Source organism: Ferrithrix thermotolerans DSM 19514 (assembly GCF_900128965.1).
Lineage (GTDB): Bacteria > Actinomycetota > Acidimicrobiia > Acidimicrobiales > Acidimicrobiaceae > Ferrithrix > Ferrithrix thermotolerans.
In genome coordinates, this window is sequence record NZ_FQUL01000006.1 from 24,925 (window position 1) to 51,797 (window position 26,873).

At 51.6% G+C, this 26,873-nt stretch carries 22 protein-coding genes; 21 read left to right on the top strand and 1 reads right to left on the bottom strand.

All coding sequences use genetic code 11. From position 1 onward, the window contains the following. The first annotated feature begins 4 nt into the window (after positions 1-4). From rbfA to miaB, 17 genes are all read left to right on the top strand, one after another. On the top strand, positions 5-385 hold the full coding sequence (gene rbfA, locus BUA24_RS03375; protein WP_084660149.1) for a 30S ribosome-binding factor RbfA: 381 nt from the start codon (positions 5-7) through the stop codon (positions 383-385). Further along, the gene (gene truB, locus BUA24_RS03380; RefSeq protein WP_072788744.1) at positions 385-1,308 is read left to right on the top strand and encodes a tRNA pseudouridine(55) synthase TruB; all 924 of its coding nucleotides are present in this window, start codon (positions 385-387) and stop codon (positions 1,306-1,308) included. Before rbfA ends, truB begins: the two co-directional genes overlap by 1 nt. 18 nt (positions 1,309-1,326) lie before the next feature. Next, on the top strand, positions 1,327-2,301 hold the full coding sequence (locus tag BUA24_RS03385) for a bifunctional riboflavin kinase/FAD synthetase (RefSeq protein ID WP_084660150.1): 975 nt from the start codon (positions 1,327-1,329) through the stop codon (positions 2,299-2,301). A gap of 137 nt (positions 2,302-2,438) precedes the next feature. Further along, a complete protein-coding gene (gene rpsO / locus BUA24_RS03390; protein ID WP_072788746.1) occupies positions 2,439-2,696 on the top strand; it encodes a 30S ribosomal protein S15 in 258 nt (85 codons plus the stop codon). Between the two features lie 109 nt (positions 2,697-2,805). Beyond that, the gene (locus tag BUA24_RS03395; RefSeq protein WP_072788748.1) at positions 2,806-5,223 is read left to right on the top strand and encodes a polyribonucleotide nucleotidyltransferase; all 2,418 of its coding nucleotides are present in this window, start codon (positions 2,806-2,808) and stop codon (positions 5,221-5,223) included. A gap of 498 nt (positions 5,224-5,721) precedes the next feature. Beyond that, entirely contained in the window at positions 5,722-6,567 is an 846-nt protein-coding gene (dapB, locus tag BUA24_RS03400; RefSeq protein WP_084660151.1) for a 4-hydroxy-tetrahydrodipicolinate reductase, read from the top strand. After that, complete coding sequence (gene dapA, locus BUA24_RS03405; RefSeq protein WP_072788751.1) at positions 6,568-7,500, top strand: 4-hydroxy-tetrahydrodipicolinate synthase; 933 nt, start codon at positions 6,568-6,570, stop codon at positions 7,498-7,500. A 2-nt stretch (positions 7,501-7,502) separates the two neighbouring features. After that, entirely contained in the window at positions 7,503-9,161 is a 1,659-nt protein-coding gene (locus BUA24_RS03410) for a ribonuclease J (protein WP_245790280.1), read from the top strand. A 31-nt stretch (positions 9,162-9,192) separates the two neighbouring features. Further along, entirely contained in the window at positions 9,193-11,610 is a 2,418-nt protein-coding gene (locus BUA24_RS03415; protein WP_072788753.1) for a DNA translocase FtsK, read from the top strand. An 83-nt stretch (positions 11,611-11,693) separates the two neighbouring features. Beyond that, a complete protein-coding gene (locus BUA24_RS03420) occupies positions 11,694-12,977 on the top strand; it encodes a D-alanyl-D-alanine carboxypeptidase family protein (RefSeq protein ID WP_084660152.1) in 1,284 nt (427 codons plus the stop codon). Positions 12,978-13,022: 45 nt separating this feature from the next. Further along, the gene (locus BUA24_RS03425; protein WP_072788754.1) at positions 13,023-13,889 is read left to right on the top strand and encodes a homoserine kinase; all 867 of its coding nucleotides are present in this window, start codon (positions 13,023-13,025) and stop codon (positions 13,887-13,889) included. A gap of 276 nt (positions 13,890-14,165) precedes the next feature. Then, positions 14,166-14,837: a class I SAM-dependent methyltransferase gene (locus BUA24_RS03430; protein WP_084660153.1), complete on the top strand. Its 672-nt coding sequence runs from the start codon at positions 14,166-14,168 to the stop codon at positions 14,835-14,837. An 83-nt stretch (positions 14,838-14,920) separates the two neighbouring features. Further along, on the top strand, positions 14,921-16,219 hold the full coding sequence (gene rimO / locus BUA24_RS03435) for a 30S ribosomal protein S12 methylthiotransferase RimO (RefSeq protein ID WP_072788755.1): 1,299 nt from the start codon (positions 14,921-14,923) through the stop codon (positions 16,217-16,219). A gap of 11 nt (positions 16,220-16,230) precedes the next feature. Next, a complete protein-coding gene (locus BUA24_RS03440; protein ID WP_072788756.1) occupies positions 16,231-16,776 on the top strand; it encodes a CDP-alcohol phosphatidyltransferase family protein in 546 nt (181 codons plus the stop codon). A gap of 152 nt (positions 16,777-16,928) precedes the next feature. Continuing rightward, positions 16,929-18,179 carry a competence/damage-inducible protein A gene (locus BUA24_RS03445; protein ID WP_072788757.1) on the top strand — a complete coding sequence of 417 codons (1,251 nt, stop codon included), beginning with the start codon at positions 16,929-16,931 and terminating at the stop codon, positions 18,177-18,179. Between the two features lie 112 nt (positions 18,180-18,291). Beyond that, positions 18,292-19,341, top strand: a complete 1,050-nt coding sequence (recA, locus tag BUA24_RS03450) for a recombinase RecA (RefSeq protein ID WP_072788758.1) — start codon at positions 18,292-18,294, stop codon at positions 19,339-19,341. A 65-nt stretch (positions 19,342-19,406) separates the two neighbouring features. Beyond that, a complete protein-coding gene (gene miaB / locus BUA24_RS03455) occupies positions 19,407-20,864 on the top strand; it encodes a tRNA (N6-isopentenyl adenosine(37)-C2)-methylthiotransferase MiaB (RefSeq protein ID WP_143146367.1) in 1,458 nt (485 codons plus the stop codon). 35 nt (positions 20,865-20,899) lie between these two features. Here miaB and BUA24_RS03460 read toward each other — a convergent pair whose 3' ends face one another. Beyond that, positions 20,900-22,498: an aldehyde dehydrogenase family protein gene (locus tag BUA24_RS03460; RefSeq protein WP_084660154.1), complete on the bottom strand. Its 1,599-nt coding sequence runs from the start codon at positions 22,496-22,498 to the stop codon at positions 20,900-20,902. An 81-nt stretch (positions 22,499-22,579) separates the two neighbouring features. On the opposite strand from BUA24_RS03460, the gene miaA reads away from it, so the two are divergent. The 4 genes from miaA (at position 22,580) to BUA24_RS03480 (ending at position 26,867) form a co-directional block, all read left to right on the top strand. Then, positions 22,580-23,485 carry a tRNA (adenosine(37)-N6)-dimethylallyltransferase MiaA gene (miaA, locus tag BUA24_RS03465; RefSeq protein ID WP_178138688.1) on the top strand — a complete coding sequence of 302 codons (906 nt, stop codon included), beginning with the start codon at positions 22,580-22,582 and terminating at the stop codon, positions 23,483-23,485. Positions 23,486-23,505: 20 nt separating this feature from the next. Next, entirely contained in the window at positions 23,506-24,336 is an 831-nt protein-coding gene (gene dapF / locus BUA24_RS03470) for a diaminopimelate epimerase (RefSeq protein ID WP_072788761.1), read from the top strand. After that, positions 24,333-25,604, top strand: a complete 1,272-nt coding sequence (gene hflX, locus BUA24_RS03475) for a GTPase HflX (RefSeq protein WP_072788762.1) — start codon at positions 24,333-24,335, stop codon at positions 25,602-25,604. Before dapF ends, hflX begins: the two co-directional genes overlap by 4 nt. A 120-nt stretch (positions 25,605-25,724) precedes the next feature. Further along, positions 25,725-26,867 carry an aminotransferase class I/II-fold pyridoxal phosphate-dependent enzyme gene (locus tag BUA24_RS03480; RefSeq protein WP_072788763.1) on the top strand — a complete coding sequence of 381 codons (1,143 nt, stop codon included), beginning with the start codon at positions 25,725-25,727 and terminating at the stop codon, positions 26,865-26,867. Positions 26,868-26,873 lie beyond the last annotated feature (6 nt).

Genomic DNA, 26,873 nt, shown 5'->3' on the forward strand with positions numbered 1-26,873 from the left:
TGGTATGAATACTAATAAAGGTTCCCGTAGGAAGGGTTACGATCGGGTGGCAAGGCTAAACCGCGTGCTTCGTGAGGTGGTGGCTGAGGAGATCGAGAGGGAAGCGGAGTACGACGACCGGCTGGTTCTTCTCACGGTGACGGAGGTTGCGGTGGATCCCGATCTAAAAAGAGCGAGGGTGTTCTTCGCCAGTCTTCCGCAGGACAAGGCGGAGGCTTTAGCTGAGGTAAGGGTATCGATTCAGCATAAAGTGGCTACCGAGATGCGCATGAAGCGCACGCCCCTTTTGAGTTTTGAGCTTGACCCGTCTTTGGAGGCGGGTGAGAAGATAGACGCTATCTTGAGGCGGGTGGCAAAGACTGGGCAAGAAGCCGACGGAGACTGATGGTTCGGGGTGTATTCGCTGTCGACAAAGAGAGCGGACCTACCTCCCAGAGGGTATTGAATCTGTGCAAGGATCGACTGCGCACAAAGAAGCTCGGTCACTCTGGGACCTTGGATCCATTAGCTTCGGGGTTACTTGTGGTGGCTGCAGGGCCATCTACCCGTCTTTTGTCCTACATTACAGGTGCTGAAAAGCGGTATCTCGCCCACTTTGTCTTGGGTGTCACCACGGACACATACGACATAACCGGGGTGGTACTCTCAAAGTCTGACGCTTCTGGTATCGGACTATCCGACGTGCTTGCAGCTAAGGCGGCGCTCGAAGGAGAGATACAACAGTGCCCGCCCCGGTTCTCCGCCATACATGTAGATGGCAGACGAGCCTACGATCTTGCGAGGAAAAATGTTGAGTTTGAGATCGAACCCCGTAGTGCAACGGTCTATGGGTTAGATATTGACGAGAACGAAGACGGTTCTTTTCTTATGAGCTGTCATGTCTCAAGCGGAACCTATGTGAGGTCTCTTATATTTGACCTCGGTCAGATCCTTGGGGTCGGCGCAACTATGACAGCCCTCAGGAGGACCCATGTGGGAGCCATCTCTTTGGAGAAGGCAAAAAAAGTCGAGAGTCTTAGCCCAGATGATGTGCTATCCCCCAAAGAGGTATTTCCTCTCGATGTTCATCTGGTCCTTGGTGACGATAGGGAGATCTCAAATATAAGGAACGGAAGGTCGATAGCGCTTCAAGATTCGATTCTGCATAAAGTAGAACCGTCCCCCCTTGTCTGTGGAGTGCGAGCCTTTTTGTACGAGGGAAACACCGTCTCTTTCGACGGTCTTTTGGCTGTTGGGGAGGTCTCTAACGGCCTCTTTGCGCCTAAGGTTGTAATGCCAGGTGGCGGTGCGCCAATAGATAGACCCTAACAAGTACGGGAGAGTCAAGTGCAGGTTTTACATGACTATCATGGTCCTATCCCAGGTAGCGATCGCTCGATTATGACTATCGGAACCTATGATGGCATTCATCACGGCCATCGAAGGATCATCTCAGAGGTGGTGTCACGTTGTCATGATAGTGGCCTTAGCTCGGTCGTTGTGAGCTTCGATCGTCACCCTCTCTCGGTGCTACGTCCTGAGGCGGCACCGTTGATGCTCACCGGTGCACAACAAAAGGCAGAGCTGATCCAAGCTCTTGGCGTTGACTATCTCTATCTTCTCACCTTCGATCAAAGGCGTTCGCTTCAAAGTGCAAGGGACTTTGTCTACGACGTAGTTGTAAATGGTGTAAGAGCCAAAGAGGTTCACGTTGGGTCGAACTTCCGCTTTGGGCACCAACGACAAGGTGATGTTGAGTTTTTAGCAGAGGTTGGTACCTTGGAGGACTTCGAGGTCTACGCAGCCGGGCTTTCTAAGGTATCTGAAGTGTTAGGCGAGAACCACAGGGACGCCGACAAGGCGATATCTTCAACCCTAGTGCGAAAGATGGTGACTGCAGCGGAGTTGCAAGATGCATCGGCACTCCTACACCGTTTTCACTCAGTGAGAGGTGTTGTTGTCGGGGGGGATCAACGGGGATCCGGTGAACTTGGGTTTCCGACGGCTAACCTTGAGATTCCCGCGAATATGGCAGTTCCTCTTGACGGAGTCTACGCAGGTACCCTAAGACCTTTGTCCGGTCAAAGATCCCATCTTGCGGCGATCTCGATAGGGACGCGCCCTACCTTTTATCCCTCGGGCGGGCCGAGATTGATAGAAAGCTTTGTGCTGGACTATAACGGAAACCTATACGGCGAGGAGGTCGAGGTGGCCTTCGTTGAGTTTCTTAGGCCCCAGATCGCCTACGAGAGTTCAGATGAGCTGATCGCCCAGATACATTTAGATGTGGCGGCAGTTAGGGATAAGCTGACGCTCCAGTAGAGGTGCTGTGCAAGGTAATATTTCATAAGGTCTAAGGTCGTTAGTTGCTTTGTACCTGGCTAAGATGATCTAGTTGTTTAGAAGGGTTCAAGCGAACTATACGCTTCCGAGTAGAAAAGGCGTTGAGGGTCGACGCAATGTCAGAAAAAGCAGAGATAATAGCAAACTATAGGAAACACGAGTCAGACACAGGCTCAGCTGAAGTCCAAGTAGCGATCCTTAGCGATCGTATTAATCAGCTCACCGAGCACCTGCGTTATCACAAAGGGGACCATCACACTCGTAGAGGTCTGATGATGCTCATTGGAAGGCGCCGTCGAATGCTGGACTATGTAAGGTCCAAAGATGTCGAGAGGTACAGGGAGTTAATCTCCAAGCTTGGTATCAGAAGATAGCAGGTTTCACAGTCTTAGGTAGCCTCACCTCTGGGTCAAGTGGTCCAGAGGTATTGTTGTATACCTAAGTTTTTGGATTCGCCCGTTAGGGAAAAGATAAAGAGGAAAAATGAATAAAGTAACGACAGTCTCCCACACCTTCTCGGATACCGACAAGACCATATCCTTTGAGACGGGAAAGTTAGCGCTTCAGGCTAACGGTGCCGTCGTCGGTCGGCTTGGAGACACTATGGTTCTGGTCACAGCTACAGCTGCCAAAGGTGTTAGGGAGGGTGTTGACTTCTTCCCCCTTACGGTGGACATCGAAGAGAGGATGTACGCAGCTGGAAAGATCCCAGGATCATTCTTTAGGCGAGAGGGAAGAGCCTCCGATCAGGCGATCTTGACCGCTCGTCTCATAGATCGACCGCTTCGCCCATCTTTTCCGAAAGGGTTTCGTAACGAGGTTCACGTAGTTGGTACGATCCTGGGTGCAGATCTGGAAAACCCCCATGACGTGCTTGCGATCAACTGCGCGTCAGCGGCGCTGATGGTCTCGGGTATCCCATTTGAAGGTCCGGTTGGAGCGGTCAGGATGGCCTTTACCAAACAGGGCGAGTGGATAGCTCATCCCACCTACCAAGATGGTGACGACTCGTCCTTTGAACTAGTAGTTGCAGGAAAGATGACCTCCGATGGAAACGATGTAGCCATCATTATGGTCGAGGCCGGTGGAACGACAAGTTCTTGGAAGAACGTCACCGGTGGAGGTGTGCCGGTAACGGAGGAGCGCATCGCAGAGGGGCTAGAGGCCTCTAAGAGATGGATAAAGGAGTCCATAGACCTACAAAAAGTGCTCGTAGCAGAGGTGGGAGAGCTTCCAGAGTTTGCGTGGGAGCCCCAGGTGGACTACAGCGAAGAGATCTTTGAGGCTGTAGAGGCAGCAGGACTTGAACCACTTCGTTCCGCCAGTATCACTGAAGGCAAAACGGAACGACAGAACGCCATCGATGAGGTTGAGGCTACGGTAATTGAGTCTCTTACTGAGCGTTTTCCAGAAGAGCAATCTCAGATCAAGGCAGCCTTTAGATCCCTCCTTAAGAAGGTAATCAGGGATCGAGTAGTAAGGGATGGTGTGCGCATAGACGGACGCGACCTTACCACCGTAAGACCGCTTTACATAGAGGTCGGTGTAGTTCCAACGGCACATGGTTCTGGACTGTTCCAAAGAGGTGAGACTCAGGTTCTAAATATCTGCACACTTGGAATGCCCAAGATGAACCAGATGATCGACACTATCGGAGTGGATGACACCAAGCGCTACATGCATCACTACAACTTCCCTCCTTTTTCAACCGGTGAGACCGGGAGGATGACGGGTCCAAAAAGAAGGGAGATCGGGCACGGTCTTTTGGCTGAAAGAGCCCTTGTACCGGTTGTTCCCTCTCAGGAAGAGTTTGCATATACTCTTAGGCTCGTCTCTGAGGTGCTGTCGTCAAATGGGTCGACTTCAATGGCCTCTGTCTGCGGTTCTACACTTTCCCTGATGGATGCAGGTGTGCCCATCAAAGCTCCCGTCGCTGGAATAGCCATGGGTCTAATAGCCGAAGGGGGGTCTTATGTTACCCTTACTGACATACTTGGAGCGGAGGATGCCTTTGGCGATATGGACTTCAAGGTCGCTGGAACCTCGGAGTTTGTGACTGCTTTACAGCTTGACACAAAGATTGACGGGATACCAGCGGAGGTTCTTGGCAAGGCACTGCTTCAAGCCAAAGAGGCTCGTCTTTACATTCTCGAGGAGATGCAGAAGGTGATGCCGTCTCCAAGAGGTCAAGTGGCAGCTAGGGCTCCTAAGATCATCTCCTTTGAGGTGCCGATAGACAAGATTGGTGAGATCATAGGTCCTAAGGGTAAGACGATTAACACGTTACAGCAAGAGAGCGGGGCAGAGGTCTCCATCGAGGAGATGGACGGATACGGTCTTGTAACCGTTGGAAGCACCGATATCGAGGTTGCGGAAGGGGTTAGAAGGAAGATCATGGAGATCGTCGACCCCCCCAAAGCGGAGGTCGGAGCTGTTTATGTGGGACGGGTTGTAAATATCACAAAGTTCGGTGCCTTTGTCAACATCCTTCCGGGCAGAGACGGTCTTTTGCACATCTCAAAGATCGGCGGCGGCAAACGCATCGATAAAGTAGAGGACGTCCTCTCTTTGGATCAAGAGATCTCTGTTCGCGTCGATGACATAGACCCTCAAGGAAAACTCTCTTTATCTCTGTCGCAAGAGACTGTGAGCGCTCGGCGGGAGAACGATGTAAGGGAGAATGGCGATACTACGGAAGTCTCCGAAGGCTCTCCTGGTGAGTTGGAAGAGGATTCGGTTTCCAAGGATACGACCGATTCGCCGTCAAAGCCGAGAGTCTCTTTCGAGGAGAGTTTCCAAGAAGAGCTGGTGCAACACTACGGTGATCTGGGACCCGATGTGTCTAAGCATATCGCTCCACAACGAGACCGAGGACCAAGGCGTAGTCCGAGAAGACAGTGACGGGCAAAAGACCTAGCCAATTTTGTTGAAACCTTTGTTCCTAAGTATTAGGTGGGCCCTGTTAGGTATCTTGATGCGCACTAAGACCATTAGAGCTAGATGATCCGATAACAGTCTTTAGAACTGAGGTTGTCTGAGCGAGAAGATCTTCGCTTTAGAGCAGATCCAACAAAGGGAAAGGAGCGACGTAAAGAAGTGTTACGTCGCTCCTTCATCATCTAAAGCCAGTCACACATAGTTGCACTAACGGATCAAGTGGGTCTATCGGGCCGGTCTCGCCTAAAGAGAGGATCTTTGCGACATGGGAATCTCAGAGGTACGACCTAGCAGGTTATATTGACTTGGCTTATTACACCAAAGGCCGTGACTGTCGTCGACGAAAGAGGTTTTAGCTCAGTATCTCAGTAGTCAGATATTGTTTCCTTCCATTTCGTTAATTTGACCAGGTTTTGGTGGCTCTCGGCAAAGGTTGCAGGTCTTGTTTATTAGATTAGGTGTGTGAGGGTAGCTGTAGTAGGTGCGGGGGGCGCCATGGGATCGACGGTCTGTCGTACCGTGGTGGAACAGCCTGATATGGAGCTCGTGGCGGCGGTTGATCCAAAGATGGCTGGAATTGATTTCTTTCAGGTGACCGGCGTCCGTGCAAGGGGTATAGAGGTCGTAGGCGACATAAGCGTCCTTCCTATATTGGGTGTGGACGTAATCGTTGACTTCACTAATGCCCAGGCGGCTCGGGAGAATCTAAGGTTTTTTGCTGAAAATAAGATACGCTGTGTCGTTGGGACCACGGGTTTCGTTGCCAAAGATATCGACAGTTTTACCCACCTGTTCAGAGAGAACAAGGTAGGTGCTATCATCGCGTCTAACTTCTCCATAGGAGCGGTGCTTATGATGAAGCTGTCTGAGATCTCGGCTGCGTTTTTTGACTCAGCGGAGATCGTTGAAATGCACCACGAGCGCAAGGTAGACGCACCTTCAGGGACAGCGATCTCAACAGCTAAGGCCATGGCCACCACAAGAAAAAGACTTGGCAGACCCTTTATCGACGACCCCACCAAGAAAGAGACGATAAAGGGGGCTAGAGGCGCTGAGTCTGAGAGTAACGTCCACATTCACTCTCTTAGAACTGTGGGGGCGGTAGCTCATCAGGAGGTTATCTTCGGTGGTGTCGGTCAATCCCTTACTATAAGGCACGATTCCTACGACAGATCATCCTTTATGCCTGGCGTGGTTATGGCTCTAAGAGAGGTGTTTTCTCTTCAGTCCCTAGCGCTTGGGATCGATTGGATACTCGAGCGTGAGCTTGACGTGTTATTTGGCGGAGATAGAGATGGAGAGTTCTAAGTGAAAAGTTCGTTAGGTTCGCTAATCACAGCAGTCGCCACACCCTTTCGCTCAGATGGAGAGATAGACCGAGAGGTCTTTGAAAGACTCGTTAGGTATCTGGCAGATCACGGGTCTGATGCGGTCGTAGTCTCTGGTTCCACTGGAGAGTCGGGGACGCTGACAGACGACGAAAAGATCGAGCTCGTGCGTTTGGCAAAGTCTACAGCGCCATCTTTGAAGGTGATATCCGGTACTACTACCAACTCCACTAAACACTCCTTAGAACTCGTAGAACGAGCCGAGCGAGCCGGTGCGGACGGAATCTTGGCGGTTACTCCTTATTACAACCGTCCATCTCAGGATGGACTAGTTGCGCACTTCTCTGCGATACTTTCATCGACATCTCTCCCTGTGATCCTCTACGATATCCCTATTAGGACCGGGAGAAAGATTGAGACCTCGACCGTACTAGCGCTGCTAGAGCGGTTTGATAACCTCTTTGGATTAAAAGACGCTAGTCAGACTACTGGTCAGGCTGCAGCTCTTTTGCGACTAAGTGGTGAGAATCTCAGCCTCTTCTCTGGTGACGACGCCTTGACTCTTCCTCTTATGTCGGTGGGTGCGGTGGGCGTAATATCGGTGGCGTCTCACTGGGCTGGACCTGTGTTCAAGGAGATGATAGAGAGCTTCAAGTCCGGTGATAATTTACGAGCCGCAAAGTTAAACCTCGTGCTTGTGCCCTCTTTCAACTTTCAAAGCCAGGACTTCGCGCCAAACCCGACACCGCTCAAGGCGATGCTTGAGGTCATGGGATTTGGAGAAGGCATATGCAGACTACCGCTTTTAGGTGCGTCCAAAGAGCTAAAGGACCAGGCTAAGGAGCTGTTGGATCGGCTGGTGCTTGAGGCGAAAGAGGCTGGGGTGTATCTAGAAGAAAGATGGGAACTCTAACTGTGGGAGAAGTGCCTGTAAGGGTCGGGTTTTTGGGCGGCTTGGGAGAGATCGGCCGCAACTGCGCGTTTATTCGCCAAGGAGATTCGATACTGATCGTCGACTGCGGGCTTATGTTTCCAAACGAAGAGATGCCTGGGGTGGATCTTGTTCTTCCGGACTTCTCTTACCTTTATGAGAACAAGGACAAGGTAGTGGGTTGTGTATTGACCCACGGTCATGAGGACCATACCGGCGGACTCTCCTACCTCCTGAGAGAGTTAGATCTAGACGTCTATGGATCTCAGCTAACGATAAGCTTTGCGACAAATCGAGTGGAGGAGGCGGGTCTTATGAACAGATGCCGCACTCATGTTGTAAGCGACGGTGACGTTCTAGAGATTGGACCCTTTTTAGTGGAGTTTATTCCGGTGACGCACTCGGTTCCTTCGTCGTTTGCGCTTGCGATTACCACTTCGCAAGGGGTTATCTTCCACACAGGAGACTTCAAATTAGATCTTACACCCTTTGATTCGAGAAGGACAGACATCTCGAGAATAGGTGCGATCGGTGAAAGTGGTGTCCGTCTACTTCTGTCAGACTCTACCAACGCAGAGGAGAGCGGCTACAGCGACTCTGAGACTTCGGTTAGGCCAGCACTAGAGACAGTGTTTGAGTCCAACAAAGGAAAGCGGGTCGTCGTTGCATGTTTCGCATCCCACATACATAGAGTTAGTCAGGTCATCGAGGTGGCGATGTCTCAAGGAAGAAAGGTCTTTACACTTGGGAGATCGATGGCAAAGAACGTAAGCCTTGGTGTCAAACAAGGGATGATAGATCTAAAGGGGAGCGAGATCTTAGACATCGATAAGGTCTCGGACTACGAGGACTCAGAGATCTGTGTACTCTCCACGGGGTCTCAAGGTGAACCCTTCTCTGCGCTATCACTTATGGCCTCAGGGGACTCTAAGTGGATGAAGGTTGGAGATAACGACGTCGTAATCATTAGTGCCGACGTAATACCAGGAAATGAAAGTGCGGTAGGGAAGGTCATAGACCATCTATACAGAAGGGGAGCCACGGTCATACACCCAGGTGTCGCTCACGTACACGCTTCTGGACACGCAAAGAGATCTGAGTTACTTACCATGCTGACCCTTACGAAACCGGACTCCTTTGTTCCTGTTCACGGTGAGTTCCGCCACTTGGTGAACCATGCGAAGCTAGCGATCGCAAGCGGTGTAGATCCTGACAAGGTTCTACTCGCAGAAGACGGAGACGTGATCTTGTTAGACGACTATGGCGTGCACTACGACTCGGAGGTTCCCGCTGGATACCTCTACGTCGATGGAGTCGTCGGTGGTGTGGCTCATGGGGTACTTCGCGACAGGCGAGTTCTCTCGGAAGAAGGGATAGTGGTAGTATCTGTAGCGGTCGATCTTGGAGCCAAACAGATCTTGGCGGAACCGGAGATAGCTACTAGGGGGTGGGTTGAGCAAGGCGACGGTGAGGTTATTACGCAACTTTCCAAGGAAGTGGTTGAAGCCCTGAACCGTGCCTTATCGACAGGCAGCAAAGATGTTGATACGCTGAAAAAGGCTATCCGTACAGCGGTGGGCAAGAAGATCTCTACCTTGACAAAACGTAAGCCGATGGTTATTCCAGTGGTAACGGAGATCTAGAGACAAAGTCGCCTGAAAGGAGTTCTAACCTGTGGCAAACTCATCTAGCTCGAAACCCCCAGCTTCTAGGGCATCTGTAAGGTCAAAGAGTCCAGCATCAAAGGGTCAACGAGGAGCGAGAGGGTCCGTGAAAGCCTCAAGGTTTTCCCTCTCAAAAGAGGCATGGTCGGTAGTAGCTCTCATCGGCTCAGTTCTAGTTGCTGTGGGTGCTTATACACATGTCCTTGGTCCTTTAGGGGCCTTCTTCCATGGTTTTCTTGCGGTACTTTTTGGCAATGGTGGATGGGTAGTAGTCGTTCTAGGTGCTGTTGTGTCATTTGGAGTTCTAGCAGGCCTACGCTACGCTAAGTCGTCCTGGGTCTGGCTCGACGTCGTTGTACTGCAGCTAACGGTGGCGTCGATCTACGGCGTCTTACACGAGGTCCATCATCACGGGCACTTCTCCTTTGTTGGGGTAGTGCACTACGGAGGCGTATTCGGTGAGTTACTCGGGTATGTGTTTATCCATCTTGCAGGGGAGACCGGTGCCTTTGTCGTGATCTCTATTATCGCTCTGATCTCGATCTTTCATCTACTTGGTCTGCACCTAGAGAAGATCTCGTCTTTGATGTCTAACGCTTTGAGGGATACTCGCCAGGGAGTTATCTTCACCAGATCTAATAGTTCTAATGTGTCAGAGCCAGAGTTAGATAGTGGCGCTGCAGGGTCAAGAAGAAGAGGCGAGCACGTATCTCCTGTACTTAGTAAAGGTGAACTTGAACCGGAACCTTTGATCTACGACATCCCGATATTTTCTCCACACTCAGACGTTGTGGAGAAAGAATCGAGAAGACGCAGGTCTAAGAGGGGTGTTGAAGACTCTGACCCTGATGTAAAGGAGAAGGACGACGTCATCGATCTCTCTCTGATCGAAGATCTTCAAGATAACGCTCCAGCCAAGACGACAGCGACCTCTGAGGTCGCTGGAAACTGGAGGCTTCCTCCTCGAACGATTCTGTCCAGAGGTTCGAAGCAGAAGCTGGATAAGGCTGAGCTGATAGAGAGGGGGAATGCGCTGCAGAGCTCTCTTGGAACCTTTGGAGTGGGCGTAAAGGTCGTTGGTATGACGGTTGGACCTACTGTAACCCGTTACGAACTCGAACTCGCAGAAGGAGTGAAGGTGAGCCGTCTGCTAGCTCTTCATAGAGACATCGCATACGCTATGGCGGCAACCGATGTCAGGATCTTGGCGCCGATCCCTGGAAGATCCGCTGTTGGTGTGGAGGTGCCTAATAGAACCAGGGAGACGGTGACCTTAGGAGACGTGATGGCCTCTGCCGAGATGTCCAGGGCAACACATCCGCTACAGGTACCCATCGGTAAAGATATCGCTGGATCAACCGTTGTTGCCAATTTGGCTGAGATGCCACATGTGCTGATCGCTGGCTCCACCGGCTCTGGTAAGTCTTCGGCGCTCAACTCCATCCTTACCTCGATCTTAATGCGTAGCACTCCTGAGGAGGTGAGACTTATCTTGATCGACCCAAAGCGCGTCGAACTAGGCCAGTATTCGAGGCTCCCTCACCTACTTACAAGCGTTGTGGTGGATCCCAAGAAAGCCGCTAACGCACTTGCATGGGCGGTCAAAGAGATGGAGAACAGGTACGATCTTCTTGCTGCGGTAGGTGTAAGAGATATCACAGGCTACAACGCTCTTATAAAGGAGGCAAATAAGGAAGGGGTAGATAAAAGAACTCTGTCGATGGAGATCTTTGGCGACCCGACTCACGAGGATGCGATTAGGCCGCTCCCCTTCATTCTGGTGGTGGTAGATGAGCTGAACGACTTGATGATGGTGGCTGCGCGCGATGTCGAGGACTCGATATGTCGCATCGCTCAAAAAGCACGCGCCGTTGGTATCCATCTAATCATTGCGACTCAGAGACCATCAGTAGATGTTATTACCGGAGTTATAAAGGCGAACGTTCCCTCTCGTATCGCGTTCTCTGTAGCCTCATTGGCGGACTCAAGGGTCGTGCTCGATCAAAGCGGTGCAGAAAAACTCGTTGGTAAAGGTGATCTCTTGATGATAACCGCTTCGTCGTCTCACCCTCGAAGAGTTCAGGCTCCTTGGGTCTCTGAGTCAGAGGTCCGCCAGGTGGTGTCACACTGGCTTAGGTTGGGAGGGCCAAGCTATATAGAAGGGGTGGAGGGAGACGGAAACGAGAGGGAGTCAGTCTTTGGTGGGTCTTCTCAGGACGACGAACTATATAAGGAGGCGGTAAGGCTGGTAGTTACCTCGCAGCTTGGCTCGACTTCGATGCTTCAACGCAAGCTGAAGGTAGGCTTTGCCCGCGCAGGGAGAATCATGGATCTCTTAGAACAAGGTGGTATAGTGGGTCCTCCGGAGGGTTCAAAACCCAGGGCAGTTCTGGTTACTCCTGAACAATTAGAGGAGCTTAACATCTAGACATCGCTTCGGATGCGTCAGGCTATGCTGTCGCTTTGTCTGCTTGGGAAACGCCCGAGTTGTGAGAACTGTGGGAGGTATGTGTGGCGAGGAAAGACAAGGGTTCCTGGACAGCGGCTAGAGGCTCCTCGAGGGGATACGGTTCTCACTCCTCACGTGGAGGGTACGCTCTTAGACGAGTATTAGCAGCCTTGATTGTTGTAGCGGTCCTGATCGTTGTGGTCGGCGTTGTCCAACTCCTAAGACCTGTGCCTCCGCCTAACTTTACATCATCTCTAAATGTTCCAGCACTGGTACCAGGACAGGCACCGTCTTTGCCTTGGCCCTCTCAGGGCTCCGCTACTCTGGACATTCAAGGAGTGGGATCGTTTGGTTCACACGGATCAAAGTCTCCCATCGCTATTGCTTCGGTAGCAAAGATGACGACGGCTTTGCTGATCGTCCAAGATCACCCTCTTTCCCTTGGGCAGAACGGTCCCTCGATAACCATCACCCAGTCGGACTACCAAACCTACCTTCAGATGCAAGCTGCGGTGGACTCGGTGATGGCGGTTGCTCCTGGCGAGACCTTGAGCGAGTACCAGATGTTGGAAGGGCTTTTGATTCCATCTGCAGACAATCTGGCGGTTACGCTAGCGCAGTGGGATGCAGGATCTGTGAGTGCCTTTGTGGGCAAGATGAACGCATTTGCTAAGAAACTAGGGTTGACCGGTACGACATACACCGATCCTTCCGGACTTACGCCCACAACTGTCTCAACACCGAAGGATCAGCTAAAGATCGCCGAGTTGGTGGAACAGAACCCCGTGTTGGCTCAGATCGTTGCAGAGCCTCAGGCAACTCTACCGGTGGCTGGCACTGTGTACAACGTTGACTACGATCTGGGACACGACGGGATAGTTGGGGTGAAGACCGGATCTACTCCAAATGGTGGGGACTTTGCCTTTGCTGCCGATGTCAACGTGGCGGGTGGTGCTACCGATAAGATAGTCGGTGTCGTCCTTGGTCAACAAGGGCTACAGCCACTCATTACCGCTTTGGATGCTGCGAAAAGTCTTGTGAAGGCGGCAGCCTCTGTTCCTAAGACAGTTCAGGTTGTAAAAGCCGGTGGGGTCGTAGGGTCGATAACGGTTCCTGGGAAGGGGTCGATCCCAGTACTTGCGAAAGACACCCTGACGGTCCAGGAATGGGCGGGTCTGACCGAGTCGGACAGCTTTTCGATAAAGGTAAAGAAAGCCCCCATCAAAGAAGGACAGGTCGTAGGTACTTTGACGATGATGGTCGGGGAGCAGCATCTAAGCACGCCGCTGATTGCCGGAGCCGCTATTGGATCCACTCCGATTAGCTATCGCCTACTTCATCTCTAGACTCTAACGATCAAGAGTCGAATCTTTGTTGGGGGTGTTGCTTTCTTGATCGTCGAGGGTGTAGTAAGGGTGCCTGGTTCGAGCGCCAATCTCGGACCCGGTTTCGATGTCCTTGCGTTGGCCATAGGCATGTATCTAGAGGTTAGAGCCACGCCCTCAAAGAACTTTAGGGTAACGGCGAACGGAGAAGGCTCTGAGCTAAGGAGCGATGCAAACCACATGGGATCTGTGATCGCTAAAAAGGTTCTTGGTCACGACCATGTTCATCTCGATATTCGATCAGAGATACCCCTTGCTAGAGGTCTCGGTTCATCGGCTGCGTTCTCGGTCGCCGTAGCTACAGCACTTGGAGCTAAGGATCCACTGTCTTTGGCGGTAGGACTTGAAGGGCACCCTGAAAACGCTGCAGCGTCATACGCTGGGGGCCTTGTGGCGGCTGGATGCATCGATGGTGATCCCATCTTCGAAAGACTAGAGGTTGATAGTCGAATCCGTCTTGTGCTAGTGGTTCCAAGGATTCGACTCTCCACGGAAGAGGCTAGAAAGACCTTAGCGCCTTTGGTGCCAAGGGAAGACGCGGTGTTCAATCTTCAAAGGGCGGTACTTTTATCTCATGCCTTGGCAGATATTACAAGACTCCAGCAGGGACTCTTTGACGACAGGCTCCATCAGCTACAAAGGTCGCAGCTGTTTCCACAGGCGATCTCAATCATCGATGTGTTGATCCACTCTGGAGCTATCGGTGCGACCTGGTCGGGTGCGGGTCCGACGATGATCGGTTTTTCCAGCTCCAGTGATGCTGAGTCGGTAGTGGCATGCACAAGGAAACACCTAGATCGATTAGAGATAGATGCTCAGGTACTTTCCGTAGGAGTCGATCACAGAGGCGTTGAAAAAGTACTCGATTCGTGAAAGGGGGACGCTTGTATAGATTGCCTATGAGTATCTACGAGCCCAAAACACTCGCTTTCACTTTAGATTCTGCGAAGAACGATTACGGATCCCTTCTCTTGTACTTCATGGAGGCGATGTTGTCTTGATGGATCGATGGGTTCGGATCCATTTACTACACTTATTTTGCGTCAAGCCAATCTGGCTGCCTTAGCGATTTTTTGTTGATAGATAATCCAGGATCCTTAGTATGTACGCTGCTTGGGCGTAGCCCATATGTGAAGGGTGGTTCAAGAGATGGAGTCGAAGATGGCCGATCTAGTGGATGTACATCACAGTCAGTACAGTCACTGGGAGAAAACCTACCTTGATAATCCAAAGATGTACGGCGAGCAACCCAGCCTTGCGGGGGTCTATGCGACACAACGTTTCATAGAGTCAGGGCTTTATGAAATACTTGAGCTTGGATCTGGTCAGGGTCGCGATACGCTACCTATGTTGGAGGCTGGGCTGCGTGTTAGTGCTTTGGACTACTCTAGCGTTGGTCTCAGGGCGATTGCTGAAGAGGCGAGTACTGCTAAGTTGAGTGACAGACTGATCACGCTAACACACGATATCTGCGACCCGCTACACTTTGAGGACGAGAGTTTTGGTGGATGCTTCTCTCACATGCTTTTTTGTATGGCGCTTTCAACGGCGGAGCTCATTGGGGCCATGGCGGAGGTGCGTCGGGTACTTCGTCCAGGTGGCATATGTATCTACACCGTACGACACGTCGGTGACGCCCACTTTGGGGCGGGAACAGATCTTGGGGACGGAATCTACGAAAATGGAGGTTTTGCCGTTCACTTCTTCGATAGGTCGTTGGTTGAAAGACTCGCAGAAGGGTTCGAGCTTGAAGAGGTCTCGCTCTTCGAAGAGGGTGCGCTTCCAAGGAGACTTTGGCGGATAACGATGCGCAGACTATGACCGGTTTCAAGGTATAGCGCAATAAAGTAAGGCCGTAGTCGTCTAGGCTTGGCCATCATAGTTTCTTTCTAAGGTGTGTTCGATTGACTAAGTACTGGTTTGAGACCCTTGGGTGTCCAAAGAATCAGGTCGACTCCGACCGTCTCATCACCCAGCTTGAAGCTAAAGGTCTGCGCGAGGCGAACAAGGTGGACGAGGCGGACGTGGTGGTTGTAAACACCTGTGCCTTTATAGATGCTGCTCGAGAAGAGTCTATCGAAACCATACTTGAACTCTCGGAGTTGAAAGCGGATGGCGCAAAGCTGGTGGTCACAGGTTGTTTGGCCCAAAGATACAAGTCGGAGCTAGCCGATGCTCTCCCCGAAGTCGACATCGTAGCGGGTTTTGGAGAGGACTTCTCAGCGTCGGTTGCAGTAGGTGTTACCATAGGCCGCAAGGCGAGGGGTGCAGAACGAGAAGCTGGCGCAAGAGACGATCTGCCTGTAATGGATCTCCTGAGGCTCCCACGCAGAAAGGCTTCGCTGCCATGGAGCTATGTTAAGGTTGCAGAGGGTTGTAACAAAAACTGCGGCTTCTGTTCGATTCCGTCTTTCCGGGGTAGACAGGTTTCAAAGTCCATCGAGGAGATCGTCGCTGAGATATTAGAGCTTGAAGTAAAAGAGGCTGTCCTGGTCGCCCAAGATCTAGCAAACTACGGGGCTGATCTGTATGGACGTCCATATCTTGAGACTTTATACAAGACTGTTCAAGAAGTGGTGCCATGGGTAAGGCTGCTTTATATCTACCCCACCGGACTTACAGAGTCGTTGATCGATATGGTGGCCGCGTCCCCTGTTCCGTACTTCGACCTCTCTTTACAGCACGTTAGCGCCCAGCTCCTAAGAAGAATGAAGCGTGTGGGATCTGCAAAGGCCGTGCTTTCGAAGATCGAAAGAATCCGGTCTCTTAGGCCAGAAGCTGTATTTCGTACTTCCTTCATTCTCGGCTATCCAGGTGAGACAGAAGAAGACCAAGAGATACTACGAGACTTCATAGAAGAAGCCCAGCTGGACTGGGTTGGTTTTTTCGCATTTTCACACGAAGAAGGTACCTATGCTGCTTCCTTGGGTGATCATATAGAGCGTTCCTTAGCCGTAGAGCGGATAAACGAGCTGAGCGAGATACAAGACAGGATTACCCGGATCAAGCGGATGTCACTTCTGGGCAAAGAGGTGTCGGTGCTGATCGACAGCGAAGGTAAAGGGCGATCCTTTAGGGAGACCCCAGAGATAGACGCTTTATGTAAGGTGGTCGGTGATGCTCATGTTGGTAGTTTCATAGAAGGAAAAGTGATAGACACTAATGGCCTTGACTTAGTGGTCAAACGGGTCAAAACGCTCTAAAGTATAGTTAGATGACTAGCAGCGTTTATGGTCCCACAGCTATTAGGACACCGGCAAACCTCATAACATTATTGCGTATATTAGCTACGCCTCTTGTAGTGGTTTTCGTCCTAAACGACAAAGGTAGCTACTGGCCTGCGGCGATGTGGTTTGTCCTGGCCCTAACCGATGGTTTCGATGGATTTGTGGCGCGAAAACAAGGTGCGACCCGTTCAGGAGCGTTTCTTGACCCATTGGCCGACAAGCTCATGGTCTTTTCGACCTTTGGGGTACTTGTCTATTTGGGGCGCATCTCTATATGGCTGGTGTTGATCATGGGTGTTAGGGAACTCGCTGTCAGTCTTTATCGAACCTTCGCTCTCAAAAATGGCGTCTCTGTACCGGCAGGCATGCTAGGAAAACTTAAGATGGTGTCACAGCTCTTTGTGATAGAGCTTGCACTCTTGCCAGATTATCGTAGCTTTGCGCTCTTTATCTCTCCGCTTATGTTGTTGGCTACGGCTCTTGCTATCGTATCGGCGTACCAATACTTCCGAAATGCATCTTTAGCGACCTAAGCGCCGATATCAATCGCTTCTGCCAACGCTAGTGCTCATCGCCTGTGTTGCATTCATGGCTTAGAGTTGGTTTGGATGGTAGGCTCCTGTTGAGTTATGGCGTAAGTGGAAACCGTTCTGATCGGTCTTCTTACTCGTTGGAAAGGTAATGTATGCGCGCCGAGATAGTAGCTGTAGGTACGGAGCTTCTCCTAGGTCAAGTCATAGACACGAACTCTGCGATGATCGCAGCCAAGTTGACAGAGATAGGGGTCGACTGTTATTACCAAAGCCGTGTGGGAGATAATCACGGACGAATCGTGTCTGTTCTAAGAGCGGCGCTCGCCAGATGCGATGCGGTAATCGTCTGCGGAGGCTTAGGTCCAACCCAGGATGACATTACCCGGGAAGCCATAGCTGAGGTCATGGGGGTCGATCTTGTACTTGACGAGACGGTCTTGGCCAAGGTCCGTTCCTTCTTTGATCGCCTGGGACGTCAGATGCCCAAGAACAACGAACGCCAAGCTCTCGTGCCCAAGGGAGCAACAGTCATAGAACAGCAAAGAGGCACGGCTCCGGGACTTATATGTAGCCTTGGACACAAGGTGCTTTACGCTATGCCCGGCGTCCCTTATGAACTCGAAGATATGCTGGATAGAGCGGTTCTCCCTGACCTTCTAAGAAGAAGTGGCTCGTCTACAAAGATCCAATCTTTGGTAGTTAGAACATGGGGTCTGAGTGAGTCGAAACTTGCGGAGACTTTGGCACCTGAGATCGAGCGTCTCGATTCTGAGGAGGGTCTAACGCTTGCCTTTTTGGCCTCGGGCATGGAGGGACTTAAGGTGAGGGCTACAGCCAAAGGCCAAAGTGATGCAGAGGTTAACGAAATGCTCGTAGATGAGCGAGGTCGGCTAGAGAAGATCCTTGGCGACTACATCTTTGGTTACGACTCTGAGACGATGGAGTCGGTCGTTGGTGATCTGTTGCTTGCAAAGGGCAAGACTCTCTCTGTAGCTGAGTCCCTTACGGGGGGTATGGTGTCCTCCAAGATCGTGGCAAACCCTGGAGCCTCTGCTTATTTTCGAGGAGGAGTGGTCTCTTACGCCACTGAGGTGAAACAGACCGTTCTTGGGGCTAGGGATCTCCCGGTTATCTCCTCGGAGATGGCTTCAGAGATGGCTATGGGTGTAAAGAGGGTTCTGCAAAGTGACTTGGGTCTGTCGTTGACCGGAGTTGCCGGACCTGAAACCCAGGAAGGAAACGATCCGGGAACGGTCTGGATCGGCATCGGAGATGGCGAGACAAGTTATACCCGTCTGACTCTATTTGGCGGGGATAGGGAGCGTATCAGATGGTACGCAACCATGACCGCCTTAGATCTTCTTCGTCTTTACCTGAAGGAATCTCCCAGATTTCATGCTTAGTGTGTTAGCTGAGGTTATTATAGAACATGTGTTCTAAGATTATCTACCGGGTTTTGTAACTACACATTTGTAAGTTATCTATATAGGATTGTAGATAACCAGCTGAGGAGTGATGATGGATAGGGAAAAGGCGTTAGAGGTAGCTATCTCGCAGATCGAGAAGCAGTTTGGTAAGGGTTCGATCATGAAGATGGGGGAGAGTCCTCAACTTGCCATAGAGGCGATATCTACCGGGGCGATGGCTTTGGATCTTGCCCTTGGTGTAGGAGGTTTTCCAAAAGGTAGAGTTATAGAGATCTTTGGTCCAGAGTCCTCTGGAAAGTCGACCTTAGCCCTTCACGTGGTCGCTGAGGCGCAGAGGCAGGGAGGCAACTGTGCTTACATCGACGCCGAGCACGCTCTGGACCCGATCTATGCACAAGCTATCGGGGTGGACATCGATGAGCTCCTTATAGCGCAGCCAGACACAGGTGAACAGGGACTTGAGATCGCCGACATGCTTATTAGGTCAGGTTCTTTAGACGTAATCGTCATCGACTCTGTCGCAGCCCTGACGCCAAGGGCAGAGATTGAAGGTGATATGGGAGACTCTCACGTTGGTCTGCAGGCACGCCTTATGTCGCAGGCTCTTCGCAAGATTACAGGAACCCTGTCTAGATCAAATACGATCGCCATCTTTATCAATCAGCTGAGAGAAAAGATCGGTGTTATGTACGGCTCTCCGGAGGTAACTACCGGAGGAAGAGCTCTTAAGTTTTACTCATCTGTGCGTCTCGACATCAGAAAGGTCGAAGCCATAAAGGAAGGCACCGAGATAGTTGGTAGCCGTACCCGGGTCAAGGTCGTAAAGAACAAGTGCGCGCCCCCCTTTAGGCAAGCCGAGTTTGACATAATGTATGGCAAGGGGATATCGCGTGAAGGATCTCTATTGGATGTAGGGGTGGAGCTCGGTCTCATAAAGAAGTCAGGCTCTTGGTATACCTACGATGGTGAACAGCTTGGTCAGGGGCGGGAGAACGTCAAGGTGTTTCTTAGGACCAATCCTCAGCTTATGTCTGAACTGGATATGAAGGTTAGGGAGTTGATAAACAACGTCGCTCCAGGGATCCTTACTCATGGGTCGGTTCAGGAGATTCCCGAAGACAGCTTCATGGAGGACTAGCTAAGAGGTATTGTGAGGCCTTGTGGTGCTAGAACCTAAAGCTTAGACCTTTAGGCTAGTTAGACGTGAGTCAGCATTATTTTGTCAAGACCTTTGGTTGCCAAATGAACGTGCACGACTCCGAACGTATTGCAGGGATCCTGTCAGAGGTCGGATATGAAGCCTCTAACAGCATAGATACGGCGGACGTTGTAGTACTAAATACTTGTTGTATACGTGAGAACGCAGACAACAAGCTCTACGGCAACCTCGGTCATCTAAGTGCACTAAAGGCCGAAAGGCCAGGTATGAAGATCGTAGTAGCCGGCTGTTTGGCTCAAAAAGACAAGGAACTCGTTGCCAAGAAGGCTCCTTATGTGGACGTGGTGGTAGGTACCTTTAACCTCTCTTCCATTCCTGATCTTTTATCTCGTGCGGATGGCTCTAAAGCAGAGATGGAGTTCTTAGATGCGCCAAAGGAGTACGACGAGGTCTCTTCGATCGCTATGAAGAGGGAGTCTTCGATCTCGGCATGGGTGAGCATACAGACCGGTTGTAACAACTCCTGTGCGTTTTGTATCGTACCAAGTGTTAGGGGCAAAGAGGTGTCTCGGCCGTTTCAAGACATCGTGGATGAGGTGCGTCTTCTCGCTCGTAGTGGAGTGCGAGAGGTTACCTTGCTCGGACAAAACGTCAACTCTTACGGCCGTGACATTACGCTTTCTCTTCGTAAGGGCGAGATCGAGGGAGATCTTGAGCGTTGGAGTGGGGAGAGGTGGCTCCTGGACCCAAGGCCAAGGGTACGTCCTCTCTTTTCGGATCTGCTCAGGGCGGTAGGGTCTGTCAAGGGCATCTCTAGGGTAAGGTTTACCTCTCCTCATCCAAAGGATATGGTTATAGAGACCTTTGAGGCTATGTCGGAGACGGAGGCGGTCTGCGAGCAGCTACATTTCCCGCTTCAATCAGGCTCTGACCGGGTTCTTTCAGAGATGCGCAGGGGATACAGCTCCGCAAAGTACCTTGAGAGACTCAGATTAGCGCGCTCGATAGTACCTGATCTGGCTGTCTCTACCGACATTATCGTTGGCTTTCCCGGAGAAAGTGATGAGGACTTCAAAGATACTCTTCGAGTAGTCGAAGAGGCGAACTTCGACGGAGCGTTTACCTTTATATTTTCTCCAAGACCCGGAACCAGGGCTGCAGAGATGACGCAGAGCTTCATCGATCCGGAGATAGTCCAGACTCGCTTCGATGCTCTAAAGGAGGTAGTGGAGGTCTCTGCTTTAGGCAAACATGAAGCGAGGGTGGGACGTGTTGAAGAGGTCTTGGTAGAAGGATCTTCTAAGAGAGACTCTTCTGTGCTCAGCGGCAGAACTAGGCAAAACAAGCTGGTTCACTTTGTGCCCCCAAGCGATCTAGAGCTAAGCGAAGGCGACTTGATCGGTGTCCGTATCGGATCTGCCGCCCCACACTTTTTGCGAGGAGAGGTAGATAGGGTAATATCTAGACCTAGGGTAAGGCAGAGCATCGCCCTAAAGCCGTAGGTTTGGGGCGATGCTTGCGCTTTAGTCGGATCGCTTTAGTCCTCAAGGGGCGGGTAGGTGTGATGGTCGGGGAAGTTTCCAAAGAGCTTCTCACCTGGAGGCCCCTCCGTTACTGCTTGTACAAGATACTTGCCACCCACGAAGGCGCCCTTCCACGAGGCTCCTTTTCCACCGAAGGGTTCGGCCTTGTCGCCTCTTGAGCGGACCTGGTTGATGCCGACCTTGTAGGCGTTTACGTCTTGGGCTAACTTAGAGGCGAGGTCGATGTCGTCGCAAGCGATTGAGGAGACTAGTGCTCCGTTCGATACGTTCATCTGAGCGAGCAGTTCTGCCTCTGTATCTACGAGCACGATGGTGTCTACCGGTCCAAAGGGCTCTGCGTGATAGAGGCTGGATGACTTTGGAGGTTCCAAGATGGACTGCGGCGCCAGATATGCGGAGAGATCTTGACCTTCAATGAAGTTCTCAGGGTTCAACTTTCCTCGGTATAAGGGGGTGCCGCCACGTTCGATCGCCTCCTCGACGGTTCGTTCTAGCTCCTGAGCCTTCGCCTTGTTGATAAGCGGTCCGAAGTCAACGGCAGGGATTGGATCTGAAGGATCAGATACCGCCAAGGGGTGTCCTACGTTCAAAGACTTTAGGACCGGGATATACATCTCCAGGAACTGATCGAACAGCTGTCGCTGGACGACAAAGCGGGGGTACGCGGTGCAACGTTGCTTTGCGTAGTCAAAACCTTTCTTCACGTCCTTAGCGAGTTTGTCCCAGTTAGAGAAGTTCCATATGCCCCAGGCGTTCAGTCCTTCTTGTTCTAACATGTGTCTCTTGTCCGTGCGTACCAGCTCTGAGGCGATCTGACCGCCTGTGTCTCTTCCTCCCACAAAGGCAAGGCATCCGATCTCAGGGGAGCGGACCAACACCGAGGAAAGCTTTCCTCCAAGCCCTGATACTAAAGTGACGGGAAGCCCCTCGTCGACCGCAAAGCTCATAGCAAGTGTAAGAGCAGCTACACCCCCATCTGTGGGGGCCTTTGCGATCACCGCGTTTCCAGCCAGCATCTGCACCAACATGGAGTGAGCTAGTACAGAAAGTGGATAGTTCCAAGAGGCGATGTTGGACACCGGTCCAGGTAGAGGACCACGACCTACTAACATCTCGTCGATGTTTTCGATATACCAGTCAACGCCTTCTGTCGTTCTATCGACGGAGACGAGGCTTTGTTGGTAGGGTTTACCTATCTCCCAGACCAGCAGGAGTGCAAGGAGTTCGCGGTTCTCCCGAATCTTGCTTACCACCTTTGCGATGCGCTCTTTCCTCTCGGAGAGAGGAACCTTGAGCCAGTCAAAGTGGTCTTTGACGCAGGCTTGAAGTGCTACGGCGGCCTGGTCGGTCTCAAGTAGGGAGGGCCCTACGATCATGGAGCCGTCTACAGGGGAGTAGGTTGGGTTTGGTTCTCCCTCTTCTCTCCATCTACCTCCCCAGAGATTATTTATCCTACCAGGATAAAAGGCTGAGGGAGCGAGCTTTGCGGCTTGGTCGTATACCTCTGCAAAAGATGTGCCAGGTTTCAAAGTCTTTTTCTTTGAGATGTTTTTAGTCACACATACATATTCGTAGGTGATACAGAAAATCATGCCGAATTCTGTCCTAAATGTGATCGCTGTTCTTGTGATGCAGTGAGCTAAGTGCGTGAAACCTCTTATCATGTGAGGGAGGTGTACAGAGGTCCCATAGCTATAGTAGGCCCAACAGCGAGTGGCAAGACGAGGCTTGCGCTTGATTTGATGGAGCTGCTCCCACACTACGAGGCTGTCTCGGTTGATTCGATGACGATCTACAAAGAGTTTAGCGTTGGAACTGCAAAACCAACAGAAACCGAACTTGCCGGTCACCCTTATCATTTGATTTCTGTGGTCTCGGTAGTAGAAGAGTTCTCACTAGCGGAGTTCATAACTTTGGTCCAGAAGATGAAAGAGGAGATAGAGAGGCGCTTCAAGACGGCCCTTTATGTGGGAGGAACATCCCTTTATCTAAGAGCCGTGGTCGATGGTCTTACACCCCAGCCAACATATAGTGGCCTGCGGCTCTGGCTTGAGACCGTCTCTTTACATCTAGGGCAAGGAGTCCTTTATCAAATTTTGAAGACCGTGGATCCGAAGGCGGCATCGAAGATACTTAGCACTAACGACCGAAGGGTGATTCGTGCCCTTGAGGTCTCTTTGGGGTCAGGCATGCATAAAAGCATTTACGGTGAGGTCTTCTCGAATCCAGATGGTGCGGGAGGAGTGCTTCAGTTTGGGGTGAAGGTCTCAAGAGAGGTGTTGTACAAGCGTATCGAGGAGAGGATCCATCTACAGCTCGAGCAGGGCTGGATCGACGAGGTGGCCGCAGTTATCGAGAGCGATAAGGTGATATCCAGAACGGCAGCCCAGGCTATCGGGTACAAGGAGCTTGCGGCTTACCTTAGGGGAGAGCTTGATTACGATGAGGCCGTTGAGCTTACCGTTCGGCGGACGAAGAATCTGGCTAAACGCCAACTAGCTTGGCTTAGAAGAGACAGTCGCATCCTATGGATCGAGACCCTGGACGAGGTTCTCGAGCGACTAGATGGGACTCAGTAAGTTTGAGTGTATCTTTATGTATGAAAGAGGTAGTTACGCAGTACTCAAAGTATAACGGTTTGGGAAACGATTTCTTGGTTCGACTCCTACAGAGTGAAGGCGACCTAACTAGCTCTGATGACGTAAGGCGTCTTTGTGATCGGAGATACGGATTTGGTGCCGACGGGGTGATCGAGACCTTCGTCAAAGAACTAGGTGGTGCTTATATGCACCTGGTGAACTCTGACGGTTCTATCGCCGAGATGAGCGGAAACGGGGTGCGGTGCCTTATCCACCACTTGGTGAGGGTTCAGGCGATGGAGGCTAAAGACGCTGTAACCCTCGATACGCTTGCGGGACCGAGGAGGGTTCAGGCTCTTGGTTTTGTCGCCCCTCAGGTTCTTCTCTCTAGCGTTGAGATGCCCCGTGCAAAGGTCACAGCTCAAGAGGTTCTAGGCGTGAAGGGGTATCTCGTTGACGTTGGCAATCCCCACTTCGTGATCGAGTGCAAAGATATCTCAGAGCTTAGATCGCAGCCTCTATCGAAGATCGGTCCTGAGCTAGAGGGTGCCTTTGAAGGTGGGGCAAACATCGAGTGGGTCTACCTTGAGAGTCATTCGAAGGTACATCTACGGGTGTGGGAGAGGGGAGCGGGTGAGACTTTGGCGTGTGGCACTGGATCTGTGGCCTCATTTACAGCCCTGTCAGAGGTCGCTACATTGGACGAAAGAGTCGAGATCCTAAATCCAGGAGGCTCTCTCTGGGTAAGTGGGGGAGATGGACTCTCCGATGCGGAGACGCTCTGGCTGGAAGGACCATCTGTTTATGTGGGTGACATATATGCACCTGACTCCAGCGTCGGCCATCTATGACGCTTATTGAACGCTCCTTTCAGGAGAGAATCATACTGGTTGGGGTGGCTTTGGGTGGAAAGAGCTATGAAGAGGTAGAAAGTGACCTCGACGAACTTGCTCTTTTGGTGGACACTGCAGGAGCCTTGGTGGTAGGACGAGTGATCCAAAGGAGGGATCGTCCCGATCCGGCCACCTTTGTTGGCGCTGGAAAAGCGGAGGAGATTCATCAACTCTCTGAAGTGCTAGACGTAGACACGGTCGTCTTTGATGAGGAGTTGACACCAGCGCAACAACGAAATCTAGAGAAGATCTTTGGAAGGACCGCGATCGACAGAACGGCGGTGATCTTGGATGTTTTTGCGCAAAACGCCTCTACACCAGAGGGCAAGGCGCAGGTTGAGTTGGCGCTTTTGTCCTACCGACTCCCAAGGCTTCGAGGGAAAGGGAAGGCGCTCTCTCAGCAGGTTGGGCGAATCGGAACCAGAGGACCAGGAGAGACAAAGCTAGAAGAAGACCGTCGCCGTCTACTTGAGCGTATGTCAGCGCTGCGACGAGAGTTGAAGGCGATTCAAAGCACTAGACAGCTTCAGAGACGATCCCGAAAGAGATCGAGAGGGGCAACTGTGTCGCTCGTGGGGTATACGAACGCCGGCAAATCGACCCTTATGAATCAGCTGACAAATGCAGGCGTATTGGCAGAAGACAGGCTCTTTGCGACTTTGGATCCCAGAACCAGAAGGCTGAGCCTTCCAGGTGGGGAGAGCATCACTTTGACTGATACCGTTGGCTTTATAAAAAAACTTCCCCACCAGCTTATCGAGTCTTTCCGGTCAACCTTGGAGGTTATCTCTGAGGCGGATCTTTTGATCCATGTGGTTGACGGCTCCTCGCTCAATGCGCTTGAGCAGATGAAGGCTGTGCGTGAGGTTCTAGATGAGATCGGAGCAGGTAAAGTGGAAGAGGTCGTAGCCATAAATAAGGTGGACCTCCTTGAAAGTTCCGAGCATATTCAAAAGGTGGTGCCCGGTGCGGTCCTAGTATCTGCCCTAACCGGTCAAGGTGTTCATGAGTTACTCTCTGAGATATCAGGTCGACTGCGCAGAAGAGCGGTTCTGAAGGAGATCTCGGTTCCCCTGCAACATGGAGAGCTCCTGGCTTTCTTGCACAGAGAGGGAGAGATCCTATCGGAGAGAATCGACGAAGACGGCATAAACGTACTTGTAAGGTTGGAACCGGCGTCGCTTGGTCTGCTTGAGAAGATGCTGAGCGAAGTAGATGAAAGGTGATTCAAAGGTGATTCAATCGAGTCAAAGCGCCCCGGTTGATCCTTTTGGGTTGGTCTGATGTAGACGGTGGTGGTAGTTGATGTCTTTGGGGGATGTAGTGATTGGTAAACTACGTAGGCTATGTATTTTCGTTCAGAGTCCTCTACTGGCTTTAAGCTACCTCCATACCCCTACGACCTGCTAAACGGTATAAAGGCGTCGGCGAGGACCTTGTTTGATGAGGTTGTCGACCTCTCGATCGGAACCCCTGTTGATCCACCGCCTCTATTTGTGCCCTCTGCACTGGCAACTTCAGGGAAGGAGAGAAGTTACCCCCCATCCTTCGGTACGCTGCAGCTTAGGTCATCGGCGTCGGCTTGGATGAAGCGAACCTTTGGGGTAGAGATCGACCCAAGTTCAATAGGTGCTACTTTGGGTTCGAAGGAGTTTATAGTCTCACTTCCACGTTATCTAAGACTTATAAATCCAAATAAAAACACGGTTTTATTTCCTCAGATCTCCTATCCTTCTTATGAGATGGGGGCCCTCTTAGCCGGCTGCGTCCCTTTCAAGGTCCCACAGGACGAGTCGGGTCTACTGCTTTTGGACTCTTTGCCAGAGTCGGTGGTTGAAGACTCGGCTTTGTTGTGGCTCAATCTCCCATCAAACCCCACTGGAAAGAACGCAGGGATGCGAGAGGCTCTAGCTTGGGCTTCCAAACACGGTGTCGTTGTTGCTTCAGACGAGTGCTATGCGGACTTTACGTGGGATGGGCGGGCTAAGTCTGCGCTGGAGTTCGGGACTAGAGCGGTCCTAGCTGTGCACTCACTGTCTAAACGGTCGAACATGGCTGGGCTTAGGGTCGGCACCTACAGTGGAGACCCTGAACTCGTTGAGTACATATCCGAGGTCCGTAAGCACAGCGGGATGATGGTTCCAGGCCCCATTCAAGACGCAGCAGCGGGAGCTCTAATGGACGACGGTCACGTCATGACTCAGCGGAGTAGGTATCTAGAGCGACTGCAGATAATGAGCGAGGCTCTAGGAAGGATTGGTCTCGAAGCGCCTCTGCCCGAAGGCGGCTTCTATCTGTGGACAAAGGCACCAGCGGGAGCCTTTGTTAGCGGATTTGACTTTGCAAACTGGCTGGCAAAGGCTGGCGGTTTCGTATCGTCGCCTGGTGAGCTTTACGGCGCAGATGGAGTCTGTGTGCGCATAGCGATGGTGGCAACAACAGAGACGATCAAGGTATTGGCGCATAGGGTTCAAGACGTTCGTATATGAGGAGGA

What these genes read in the sequence shown, in the direction of transcription:
- rbfA (WP_084660149.1), top strand. Translation starts at nt 5, where the DNA reads ATGAATACTAATAAAGGTTCCCGTAGGAAGGGTTACGATCGGGTGGCA.
- truB (WP_072788744.1), top strand. Translation starts at nt 385, where the DNA reads ATGGTTCGGGGTGTATTCGCTGTCGACAAAGAGAGCGGACCTACCTCC.
- rpsO (WP_072788746.1), top strand. Translation starts at nt 2,439, where the DNA reads ATGTCAGAAAAAGCAGAGATAATAGCAAACTATAGGAAACACGAGTCA.
- BUA24_RS03395 (WP_072788748.1), top strand. Translation starts at nt 2,806, where the DNA reads ATGAATAAAGTAACGACAGTCTCCCACACCTTCTCGGATACCGACAAG.
- BUA24_RS03430 (WP_084660153.1), top strand. Translation starts at nt 14,166, where the DNA reads ATGGAGTCGAAGATGGCCGATCTAGTGGATGTACATCACAGTCAGTAC.
- BUA24_RS03440 (WP_072788756.1), top strand. Translation starts at nt 16,231, where the DNA reads ATGACTAGCAGCGTTTATGGTCCCACAGCTATTAGGACACCGGCAAAC.
- BUA24_RS03445 (WP_072788757.1), top strand. Translation starts at nt 16,929, where the DNA reads ATGCGCGCCGAGATAGTAGCTGTAGGTACGGAGCTTCTCCTAGGTCAA.
- recA (WP_072788758.1), top strand. Translation starts at nt 18,292, where the DNA reads ATGATGGATAGGGAAAAGGCGTTAGAGGTAGCTATCTCGCAGATCGAG.
- BUA24_RS03460 (WP_084660154.1), bottom strand. Translation starts at nt 22,498, where the DNA reads ATGATTTTCTGTATCACCTACGAATATGTATGTGTGACTAAAAACATC.
- dapF (WP_072788761.1), top strand. Translation starts at nt 23,506, where the DNA reads ATGAAAGAGGTAGTTACGCAGTACTCAAAGTATAACGGTTTGGGAAAC.
- hflX (WP_072788762.1), top strand. Translation starts at nt 24,333, where the DNA reads ATGACGCTTATTGAACGCTCCTTTCAGGAGAGAATCATACTGGTTGGG.
- BUA24_RS03480 (WP_072788763.1), top strand. Translation starts at nt 25,725, where the DNA reads ATGTATTTTCGTTCAGAGTCCTCTACTGGCTTTAAGCTACCTCCATAC.